We start from the raw sequence: 10,547 nt of genomic DNA on the forward strand, positions 1-10,547 counted from the left end.
GCCTATAGTTGAAGATATCTTGGGAGAACCTCCAGCTCAAAACCCTGAAGATGTTTTTGAAGCGCCTATAGTTGAAGATATCTTGGGAGAACCTCCAGCTCAAAACCCTGAAGATGTTCCTGAACCTTCTACAGTTATAGGTTTGTTAGGAGTTGGTTTTGCAGGTTCATTGCTCAAGAAAAAATCAACCAAGTCTCATAACTAATATCTCTAACAGTGTTAGATAATCCCGGTATGAATTATCAATATTCACCTCTTACACTACTCGTTTCCTAACTTTTATTAGAACTGCTCCCTACTCCTGATACGGAAATTTAGAGTTACTCCCTACTTCCCACTTTTATTAGAACTGCTCCCTACTCCTGACTCGGAAATTTAGAATTACTCCCTACTTCCCAGTTCCAACTATTTTAGGTGCTTTAGTCCATTAGTCCAGTACATTCAATTTGCTAATTGCTAACCGCTTTTTAAAAAACATAAAGTGTAGCTATTTCTATTTTTTGATGATTATTTATTTCTACAAAAATATTTAATCTTGCTGACTGATTAACAACAATGTTATGAAACTTACAGCCCTTTTCAGATTGATAAACCACACCGTCATAGCCAGAACCCTGTAAGGGCGAATGGCATTTCCTAAGGTCATGCTCCGCAAACGCCCCTACTTGTGGTCTACTGAAATGAAAACCGCTGTAAAACGAGCATTTTTACTAACTTTAACTCCAGGATATTTCTTGCCATATACTGGAGAGCTTAAACCAAGTTTTCCTTGAATTACTTGACCAGAATAAATTGTATATATTGCCGAAACAGAAATTTGATTATTTGTGGGAATGACTACACCCGCAAAATTAAATTCTTGACCTAGTAATATCTTGTTTGGCACATTATGAATTTTACAGACAGAAAATAAGTGACTATATTAAAGATGCAGGTATTAGCTTAAGCAGAAAATTTTCATAAGTCTGAATATTCTTCTGCCCGTAACTGTGAGGAGTTAATAAAATTTTATCGATATTTTCTGGATATTTAGCACCCAAAAATTAAAGAGTAATTTAAAATTATTTGACTGGGAAACTACATCCTCATAGGAAATTAGAAAAGTATAATCTGAGTGAGTATTATGATAAGCATGAAAAGCTGTTTCAAGTTTCATTAATTCAGTTATTGCAAACCTTCTAGTAAATTCTTGCCATAAAAATCTCGACAAGTTTCTAAATTAATCTGATAAATATTCCATGCCATATCTAATTTACCATTAGCTGCTAATTCACAAGCTTCAATAATTTCATTAATCAGGCGATGCTAATTAAATAGATATTTTCTGGCGATAAAATCATCTACAAATTCATTAATCTTATCTAGATTGCCAATAGTCAAAAAACATCGACAGAGGTGAGGATAAGCAGATAAAATTTTTCCCTATCTACTAGCTTTTTGATAATTATCAATAGCTGCTTGATATTTGGATTGACGAAAATATAAATTACCTAAACCGAGATAACCTTCACTAGAATATTCTGACAATTCCTGAAAAATTGACTCCGCTTCTACCAATTTTTCTAACTTCATCAAATAAACCAAAGAATTATCAGGATTTAACTCCATTGCTTGCCGATAATAACTAATAGCTTACTCCCAATTTCCTTGGTCTCTGAAAATTTCAGCCAATCTAATATATAACCAAACAGTATCAGGATTTAACTCTATTCCCTTTTCATAATAATCAATCGCTTCATTAAACTGCTTAATTTCTCGGTAAGTATCCCCAATCAACCCATAAATTAATTCATTTTTGGGAAAAATTTTCCAAGAATTATGATAATAGTCAATCGCCACTTGATGCTGACCATGCTTTCTAAGAATATCTCCTAAAATTTGATAATTTGTAAGCATTCAGCTCTTAGCAGTCAGCTATCAGCAAAATACAGCTTTTGCAAAGAATCAAGAAACTCTAAAGTTGTTTTATGACCAATTTCCTTTCCTTTTCTTTCCTTTCCTTTCCTTTCCTTTCCTTCGGAATGCTACGCAAACGGAATGCTACGCAAACGGAATGCTACGCAAACATAACTTTTAATTCTCTTTAAAGACTAATTCCTTATTTTATGTAAGAAATTAATAATTCAAAGCTGATAGCTGACTGCTGAATGCTTACGATAATTTTATAATTTTTGAGGATGATTTTTAATAACTTTTTGATAAGAAGATTCAACTAAACCTTCCCATGCCAATTAACAGTCACGATTAACCTCTAAAGCAGCTTAAAAATTAGCTATTGCCTCCTCCAACTTTCCTTCTACCTTCAATTTATTTGCAATTTCCACCAAATTGATACTTTGCGTTTGATTATTCGACATTTTATAAACTCTTCCCTCATTTAAGTCCTATTATTTTTAGTTTAAAAGAATTATTAATCATACCAATTCACTTAAAAATGTCACAAATAGTTGGTAACTTATGAAGTCAAATAATAAGCTAAAATTACGGTCAAATAGAGGTTTAAAATACCTAAAATATTACTTATGAATTCTGACTTTAGTGAGACGGTATTAGTGTTTCGCCTCATCTTTACAGTCAAAGATGTTGCACTTCAGAAATTTTTCAATTTTCTTGATAAAAAATTTTGTTAACTTTTAGATATTTTTCATCAAAAATTATTCGGTAGTTTGAAAACCAGCATCTTTTAGTCAGAAGTTGATAAATATGAGAGACTCAAATCCTAGAAGTTTGAGCTAATAGTGAATATAGCAATCATAAATAGGTTTTCATTAATGGATAATGGATAATTACCTCAAGGAAAACTGTAACGGAATCGAATATAAGAAAATATCCTAGCACTTTTTTTCCTATAATAGAAGGCTTTATACCTTGATTTTTCAGTAATATTTTATCTTAGAGGTTTGGTTTCCAAATCCCATTTTCAGTTGGGTTTGGAGACCAAACCCCTACAATTTTTTTTGACAAATCATTTATTAGCACTATAGCTAGTTAATATCTACAAGTATTTCTAGAAAGTTAAGCATTGGCCAAATCAAAAAACTGTATAATCAAAATATTTTTCACCACAAAATAAAGCAAAACCGTAAAAAATCACCAGAACTTACGCAGAAAGCAAGTTTCTCTAGGAAAATTCGTAATTTTAAAATAATCAGGTACAGAAGAAATAATTATTAATTATTAATTATTAACTGTTAATTCTTGAATTCTACTTTCTGCTATATATAGTTGAAGATAAACGACAGATATAATCAAGAATGACCTCAACTTTAGTCCCACCAACCCTCCCACATCTCAATACCCCCACCATTCGTCAACTACCAAATGGACTAACCATCATCGCCGAACATCTGCCAGTTGAAGCTGTTAACCTGAATATCTGGCTTAAGGTTGGGTCTGCCTTAGAATCTGAATCAATCAACGGAATGGCCCATTTTCTCGAACATCTAATTTTCAAAGGCACCCCTAAACTTCCCAGTGGCGAATTTGAACGTTTAGTGGAACAACAAGGCGCAGTAATGAATGCTGCCACCAGTCAAGACTATACCCACTTTTACATCACCACTGCTCCCAAAGACTTTGCTAAATTAGCACCTTTGCAATGGGAGGTACTCCTCAACCCCAGTATTGCTGATGATGCTTTTGAACGAGAACGCTCTGTTGTACTTGAAGAAATTCGGCGTTCAGATGATAACCCTAACCGTCGTTGTTTCCGAAAGGTAATTGAAACTGCTTTTGAAAAATTACCTTATCGTCGCCCAGTATTAGGTCTGGCAGAAATTATCTCTCAACTACAAGCTCAACAAATGCGCGACTTTCACCAAAGTTGGTATCAACCAAATTCTATGACTGCTGCTGTAGTGGGAAATTTACCAGTGGAGGAATTAATTGATATTGTCACAGACTCATTTACAGAAGCTGACAATAGTCGAAATACTCCAAAAATACCACTGCCACCTAATATTAATCTAACACCAGAGTCACCTTTTACAGAAATAGTTCGCCATGAAGTGGTAGATGAAGCTCTTCAGCAACCAAGGTTAATGATGTTTTGGCGCGTACCTGGGTTAACTGAATTACATGAAACTTATGCCTTAGATGTGTTGGCAACTATTTTGAGTCGGGGGAAAACATCTCGCCTGGTGCGTGACTTACGGGAAGAACGAGGTTTAGTTTCTTCTATTGGGGTGAGTAACATGAGTCATTGTCATCAGGGCGTTTTCTATATTTCTGCTAGACTGCCAGAAGAAAATTTAGCTGAAGTCGAAGCAGCGATCGCTCACCACATTTATACTATCCAACAAGAGTCGGTGACAGAAACAGAAATTAAACGTATTCGGACATTGGTGGCGAATAGGTTTATTTTTGCGAATGAAACACCAAGTGATCGGGCAAATTTATATGGTTACTATCAGTCAATAGTGGGAGACATAGCACCTGCGCTCAATTATCCTCAGAATATTCAGGCGTTTGACTCATCAGATATTCAACAAGCAGCATTGAAATATTTATCTGTTGATGCTTATGGGGTAGTAGTGTTTCGACCTAAGTCTGTTTCATTAATGGATAATGGATAATTACCTGGTGGTTAAAACCGTAACGGAATTGAATATAACGAAATATCCTAGCACTTTTCGAGTCGGGGAGATTGGATATGGCGTTTAGCGCTCTGCTTTTTCCTGCGGAATGCTGCGCAAACCTTTCCCGCAGGGAAACGCCATCCCATCCTAAGTCATCCGGAGCATTCATGTCGGCGAGAGCCGTTTTGCTCCGCAACATGTTTGCGGAGCATTCCGGAACGGAAAAAACGTAGTTGTCCGCTAGCTAAACGACCGCTTTTTCTCTTGAAATAGAAGGCTTTAAACCCTTATTTTTCGGTAAGTATTTCCTGGGGAATGCTAATAGCTGAATGCTTACTTAAATTTTAATGGTTTGATGGTTTAAGTAATACAACTTTCCCATCAGGTAAATTCAGATTTTCTGGCAATTTTTCTGGTAATTCTGGGATAGTATCTATTTGACTATTCAGTGGATAATTTAATAGTTTTAAGAGAGGAGTTGCCATTTCCAATACTTCCTCTTTTTGTGCATCGCTGAGAAGATCTACCCACTGTCCTAAATTTCCTTTTCGTATATGATTAGGGCTATCTTTTTTCATATGATTAAATGAAACTTTTTCTTTGATTTCGCCCCTGGCTTTTACATCTAAATCAATTCCTAAATATGCTAAAATTTTTTCTAGCTCTCGGTCAAAATCATGCAGCAATCTTTCATAAAAAACAAAATGAATATTCAAATCTTTCTGATGCTTTAAATATCCTCCTACATGATTCATCCAATCAGAAACGATAGTTGTCATGTTTTTGTTTAAATAAGTTTCTGGATCGGTTTCATCAACTATTAAAAAAGGGTAATATCTTTGCATATAAGGAGAAAATACAAAATTAGACCAAGAGATTAATATATCTCTAGGGTCTCGAATAATATATATTAGCTTGTCAAATTTTTTGATACTATTTAACACATTATCACTCATCTGAGCATGAGTCCAAACCAAAGTAGAGCTATTAATATAATCATCTATATCATCAATTGGATATCTAAACATATTACCTATCCTATAAAATACAGCATTTTTTGTAATATCTAAAAAATTAATATTTATTTGCCCTTTGAACAGATTCATCTCCAAATTTTTAGCAACTTCATATATGGGTTGATTTGCCATAAAGCTTTCATACTTTAAATCACTATAATCAATAATATTATGTAAGATTGTGTGTAGCCAAAAGTTGCCACTTTTAGGTATACCAATTTTAAGGGTGTGCATAGTCTTCTCCTGATTAATTAATTGTATAGCGCTACGGGCTAGGGAATAGGGAATAGGGAATAGGGAATAGGGAATAGTAAAGTGTCAAAGGGTTTCAGGATTTAGAAATGTCCTAACCTGAATGAGTAGCGCTATAGTAAAAATAATTAAGCTATTTCACTATAGCAATCCTAAATGATTTGTGAAAAAAAACTGTAGGGGTTTGGTCTCCAAACCCAAGCATATAAGGGATTTGGAAACCAAACCCCGTTATATAAAATGTTATATCCTATTTAGGATTGCTATAATAATGTTTTTGCTAAAAAGCTTAACTATTGTCATAACTAAAAACAAGAAATAAAACTTTTCAGGCAAATTTTACTCAAAGAAATAAGTATTTTTAGAATAGTGGGATAGGCTCATTAGTCTTGAACCTGTACTGCGGGATATTCCACCGATGTTAATTGCATTTGGGATTTCGCCTGTCCGTTTGAATCGTTTAATTTAATGATTTGATGGTTTAAGTAATAGAACTTTTCCATGAGGTAAATTAAGATTTTCCGGGAATTTTTCTGGTAATTCTGGCAGAGTATCTATTTGACTATTCACTGGATAATTTAACAGTTTTAATAGAGGAGTTGCCATTTCCAATACTTCCTCTTTTTGTACATCGGTGAGAATATCTACCCACTGTCCTAATTTTCCTTTTCTGATATGATTAGGACTCTCTTTTTTCATGTGATTAAATGAGACTTTTTCTTTAATCTCACCTTTGGCTTTGTCGTATAATTGTATTTCCAAATATTCTAATATTTTTTCTAACTCCTGCTCAAAATCATGTAGTAATCTTTCATAAAAAACAAAATGAATATTCAAATATTTCTGATGTTTTAAATATCCTCCTACATGATTCATCCAGTCATAAACAATAGTTTTCAGGTTATTGTTTAAATAAGTTTCTGGGTTAGTTTCATCAACAGTAAAAAAAGGAAAATATCTTCTTACATAAGGAGTAAATACAAAATTAGACCAAGAAATGGCTACGTCTCTAGGGTCACGAACAATATATATTATCTTGTCAAATTTTTGGATAATAGTTAAAGCATTGCTACTCATCTGAGAATGACTCCAGACCAAAGTAGAACTATTAATATAATCATCTATATCATCAACCGGATATCTAAATATATTACTTATTCTATAAAATACAGCATTTTTTGTAATATCTAAACAATTAATATTGATTTGCCCTTTTAGCTGATTAACATCCCAAGTTTTAGCAAGTTCATATATGGGTTAATTTTGAATAAAACTTTCATATTTAAGACCACTATAATCAATAAGATTATGTAAGATTGTATGGAGCCAAAAGTTGCCACTTTTAATTAAACCAGCTTTGAGGATGTGCATAGTCTTTTCCTTCAGAGTTATGGATCTTAGTCAAAATTATTATTAAAGCTATACTTTAGAAGTTTTTAACACAGTTAATTAACTTGATAATTTATGATATTAAAATTAATCATTTATCTTCCTTTGTAATAAGGATGTACATCAATGCTACAACCACCATCTACAAAAAGAGTTTGCCCAGTAATATAACCTGCTTCTTCTGAAAAGAAAAAACTAATAGCTACTGCTACTTCCGAAGGTTTACCACCACGCTTCATTGGTATCCCACTAATTAAGCGCTTTTCCTCTTCACTTCCGGTTGGAAAAATGCGCCTACCAATTTCTGTTTCTATTCTCCCAGGAGCAACAGTATTAACAGTTATACCACTCGATACCAACTCCAAAGCCCAAGTGCGAGCCAAACTAATCATTCCCGCTTTTGCTATAGTGTAACTTGTGCGGTCTTGCGCTCCCAAAGCAGCGATACTGGAAATATTAACAATACGCCCCCACTTTTTCGCCTTCATTGATGGCACAACTGCTTGAACAGTTTGTATCGCCACACGCAAATTTAAGTCAATAACTGCATCAAAGTTATCCAGTGTTACTTCCTCAAGTGCTTGTGGGTGAACTATTCCTACATTATTGACAACTCCATCAAAAGCATACTGCTTGGTTAAATTAGTCATAGTTTCTGTTGTGGCGTCGCGATCGCTCAAATCAACTGTAACAAATTCACCAGGAAAGGGTTTTTCGGGAACGTGACGTGCTAGACCAATTACCAGATGTCCTTGTTTGGCCAGGTATTCTGCTGTAGAGAAACCTATTCCCCGACTTGCACCAGTAATTAGGGTAATGTGTTGTTGTCTCATTTTCTTGAGAGTAAAATAATTTATCAAAATAACATGGGTCTAAAACCCCGCCTTTTAAGGCGCAATATTTTTGGAGAGTTGCTCACGCATCCCCGTTACAAAAATAACTTCTGACTTCTGACTTGTGACTTCTGACTTCGTTATCTTCCTTTGTAATAAGGATGTATATCAATAGTACAACCACCATCCACAAAAAGAGTTTGCCCAGTAATATAACCTGCCTCTTCTGAAAAGAAAAAGCCAATAGTTGCAGCTACCTCCGAAGGTTTACCAAAGCGACCTATTGGCACCCCCCTTAAATAGCGCTTTTCCACTTCACTTCCTGATGGGTAATAATATCTAAATAATTCTGTGTCAATAGGCCCGGGAGCAACAGCATTAACAGTTATCCCACTCTTGACCAACTCCAAAGCCCAAGTGCGAGTTAAACTAATCATTCCGGCCTTACTGACAGCATAAGTACCACGGTTTTGGGCGCCTAAAGCAGCAATACTGGAAAGATTAACAATACGACCCCACTTTTTTGCCTTCATTAATGGCACCACTGCTTGCACAGTTTGGATAGCAACACGCAAATTTAAGTCAATAACTCTATCGAAATTATCCAGTGTCATTTCTTCTAGTAGCTCTGGGTGTGCTATTCCTACATTATTTACCACTCCATCAAAAGCGTACTGCTTGGTTAAATTAGTCAGAGTTTCTGTTGTGGCGTGGCGATCGCTTAAATCAACTGTAACAAATTCACCAGGAAATGGTTTTTCGGGAACGTGACGTGCTAGGCCAATTACTAGATGTCTTTGTTTGGCCAGGTATTCTGCTGTAGAGAAACCTATCCCTCGACTTGCACCTGTAATTAGAGTGATATGCTGTTGTGTCATTTTTCTTGAGACTTTAACTACAATATTGACCATAGTTTGACAACCTCAAATTAATTGGCATTGGTAAATCAAGAGATGAAACTTTAAAAGTAATCTGTTTCTAACCTGTTAAATATTTAACCAGAGTAACTGGTGGGTATCACCCCTAGTAGAAAATCATCCCACCAATTACGAATACCGATTAATTTACAGTGGAAATTGGCTTTGTTGCATGAAAGTATATAGCTGCTGCACAAGCAAGTGCATCTGTCCAACAATAACGCGCGGAAACTGCTGTAACTATTGGACAATAGATAAATCAAACATCTGTCTGATACAGAAAAAGGTTGAAACTTTTACCTGTAAAGGTTTTAAGATTTTATCGGCAAACCCTAACTATTGTACAATAGATGAATAGAACATCAATAATCGCGATCGCTCTAAGCACGCGAATCAACCCACCCTAACTATTGTACAATAGATGAATAGAACATCAATAATCGTGAAAGAGAGCGATATAGCTACCGCACTTGCTCCACGTTTGATATGCGAACCAAAGCGGAATGGATGTTAAGAACGCTATTTCAACAAAGCCGTGGAAATTATAAATTCTTGAGGCGATTACAGATTTACGCAAATTATAGACCTAATCAGGAAATATAACTGCAACTATTTCACAGTATAACCACCATCTATTGTGAGGGAATGACCTGTAATAAAACTAGCTGCATCTGAGCATAACCAAACAACAGCATTAGCTACTTCTTCTGGTTGACCAATACGACCAATAGGGTGTACTGCTACAGTTTGTTCTCTAGCTTCTCTATCATCTAGATTCCAAGCACGATCAGCCATATCAGTTTTAATCACAGCAGGACAAACACTATTAATCCTAATACCTGCTGTTGCTTGTTCCAAAGCAACAGCTTTTGTTAAACCTATAACACCATGTTTACTAGCGCAGTAAATTGAAGCATTAGTTAAACCAATTAATCCCGCTATAGAAGCATTATTTACTATTGCACCTCCACCATTTTTTAACATTTGTGGAATCTGATATTTCATTGATAACCAAACTCCTTTAAGATTGGTATTAATAACCTGATTCCAATTTTCTTCACTTTGTTCAATACTAGATCCTAATATCCCTTCTATACCTGCATTATTGAAGGCATAATCTAAGCGATTATAAGTAGAAATTGTTTGATTAACTAAGTTTTCAACTTCAGTAGCTTGAGTAATATTTGTTTTGACAAAGATAGCTTCCCCACCTATTTCTTTAATCATTTCTATTGTTTCTTGACTTTCTCTTTCCCTACGACTACCAATTACTACTTTGGCTCCTTTTTTAGCAAAAGCTATAGCAGTAGCTCTACCAATTCCAGAACTTCCTCCTGTAATTAGAGCAATTTTTCCCTCAAATTCTTTAATCATATTCATGACTTTTATTCCTTTCAAAACATGATGATGTTCAAACTAATCTTAGTATTTATATAGCAATCAATTGTGATTTGTGAGAATTTGTAATATTTGATTGTAGGGGTTTGGTCTTCTTTCCCCAAGCTAAGATCGGGTTTGGAGACCAAACCCCTACAGTTTTTTATCACATCTCATTCGGTGATT

10 protein-coding genes are annotated in these 10,547 nt (G+C 34.9%); 2 read left to right on the top strand and 8 right to left on the bottom strand.

Going from position 1 to position 10,547, the window contains the following annotated elements:
- On the top strand, nt 1–205 hold a 205-nt coding region (locus ACP6PK_RS22735; RefSeq protein ID WP_426562916.1), incomplete at its 5' end, for a PEP-CTERM sorting domain-containing protein.
- 456 nt (nt 206–661) lie between these two features.
- On the opposite strand, the gene ACP6PK_RS22740 is transcribed toward ACP6PK_RS22735, so the two are convergent.
- The 3 genes from ACP6PK_RS22740 to ACP6PK_RS22750 all read right to left on the bottom strand — a co-directional run bounded on the left by ACP6PK_RS22740 (nt 662) and on the right by ACP6PK_RS22750 (nt 1,896).
- Nucleotides 662–886, bottom strand: coding sequence for a hypothetical protein (locus ACP6PK_RS22740; protein WP_426562918.1), 225 nt, complete (start codon nt 884–886; stop codon nt 662–664).
- A 536-nt stretch (nt 887–1,422) separates the two neighbouring features.
- Nucleotides 1,423–1,608, bottom strand: a complete 186-nt coding sequence (locus tag ACP6PK_RS22745; RefSeq protein WP_094673847.1) for a hypothetical protein — start codon at nt 1,606–1,608, stop codon at nt 1,423–1,425.
- A 24-nt stretch (nt 1,609–1,632) separates the two neighbouring features.
- Nucleotides 1,633–1,896: a tetratricopeptide repeat protein gene (locus ACP6PK_RS22750; protein ID WP_426562920.1), complete on the bottom strand. Its 264-nt coding sequence runs from the start codon at nt 1,894–1,896 to the stop codon at nt 1,633–1,635.
- A gap of 1,358 nt (nt 1,897–3,254) precedes the next feature.
- On the opposite strand from ACP6PK_RS22750, the gene ACP6PK_RS22755 reads away from it, so the two are divergent.
- Nucleotides 3,255–4,574, top strand: a complete 1,320-nt coding sequence (locus tag ACP6PK_RS22755; protein ID WP_426562922.1) for a M16 family metallopeptidase — start codon at nt 3,255–3,257, stop codon at nt 4,572–4,574.
- A 347-nt stretch (nt 4,575–4,921) separates the two neighbouring features.
- On the opposite strand, the gene ACP6PK_RS22760 is transcribed toward ACP6PK_RS22755, so the two are convergent.
- The 5 genes from ACP6PK_RS22760 to ACP6PK_RS22780 form a co-directional block, all read right to left on the bottom strand.
- Nucleotides 4,922–5,827, bottom strand: a complete 906-nt coding sequence (locus ACP6PK_RS22760) for a sulfotransferase domain-containing protein (protein WP_426562924.1) — start codon at nt 5,825–5,827, stop codon at nt 4,922–4,924.
- A gap of 483 nt (nt 5,828–6,310) precedes the next feature.
- Nucleotides 6,311–6,943, bottom strand: coding sequence for a sulfotransferase domain-containing protein (locus ACP6PK_RS22765; RefSeq protein ID WP_426562926.1), 633 nt, complete (start codon nt 6,941–6,943; stop codon nt 6,311–6,313).
- Between the two features lie 386 nt (nt 6,944–7,329).
- A complete protein-coding gene (locus ACP6PK_RS22770; RefSeq protein WP_426562928.1) occupies nt 7,330–8,067 on the bottom strand; it encodes an SDR family oxidoreductase in 738 nt (245 codons plus the stop codon).
- 140 nt (nt 8,068–8,207) lie between these two features.
- Nucleotides 8,208–8,978: an SDR family oxidoreductase gene (locus tag ACP6PK_RS22775; RefSeq protein ID WP_426562930.1), complete on the bottom strand. Its 771-nt coding sequence runs from the start codon at nt 8,976–8,978 to the stop codon at nt 8,208–8,210.
- A gap of 615 nt (nt 8,979–9,593) precedes the next feature.
- Nucleotides 9,594–10,364 carry an SDR family oxidoreductase gene (locus ACP6PK_RS22780; protein WP_426562932.1) on the bottom strand — a complete coding sequence of 257 codons (771 nt, stop codon included), beginning with the start codon at nt 10,362–10,364 and terminating at the stop codon, nt 9,594–9,596.
- Between the last annotated feature and the right edge of the window lie 183 nt (nt 10,365–10,547).

The organism is Dapis hubbardiae BLCC-M172 (assembly GCF_050016015.1).
Classification (GTDB): domain Bacteria; phylum Cyanobacteriota; class Cyanobacteriia; order Cyanobacteriales; family Microcoleaceae; genus Trichodesmium.

What these genes read in the sequence shown, in the direction of transcription:
- ACP6PK_RS22755 (WP_426562922.1), top strand. Translation starts at nt 3,255, where the DNA reads ATGACCTCAACTTTAGTCCCACCAACCCTCCCACATCTCAATACCCCC.
- ACP6PK_RS22760 (WP_426562924.1), bottom strand. Translation starts at nt 5,827, where the DNA reads ATGCACACCCTTAAAATTGGTATACCTAAAAGTGGCAACTTTTGGCTA.
- ACP6PK_RS22775 (WP_426562930.1), bottom strand. Translation starts at nt 8,978, where the DNA reads ATGGTCAATATTGTAGTTAAAGTCTCAAGAAAAATGACACAACAGCAT.
- ACP6PK_RS22780 (WP_426562932.1), bottom strand. Translation starts at nt 10,364, where the DNA reads ATGAATATGATTAAAGAATTTGAGGGAAAAATTGCTCTAATTACAGGA.
- ACP6PK_RS22745 (WP_094673847.1), bottom strand. Translation starts at nt 1,608, where the DNA reads ATGGAGTTAAATCCTGATAATTCTTTGGTTTATTTGATGAAGTTAGAA.
- ACP6PK_RS22770 (WP_426562928.1), bottom strand. Translation starts at nt 8,067, where the DNA reads ATGAGACAACAACACATTACCCTAATTACTGGTGCAAGTCGGGGAATA.
- ACP6PK_RS22750 (WP_426562920.1), bottom strand. Translation starts at nt 1,896, where the DNA reads ATGCTTACAAATTATCAAATTTTAGGAGATATTCTTAGAAAGCATGGT.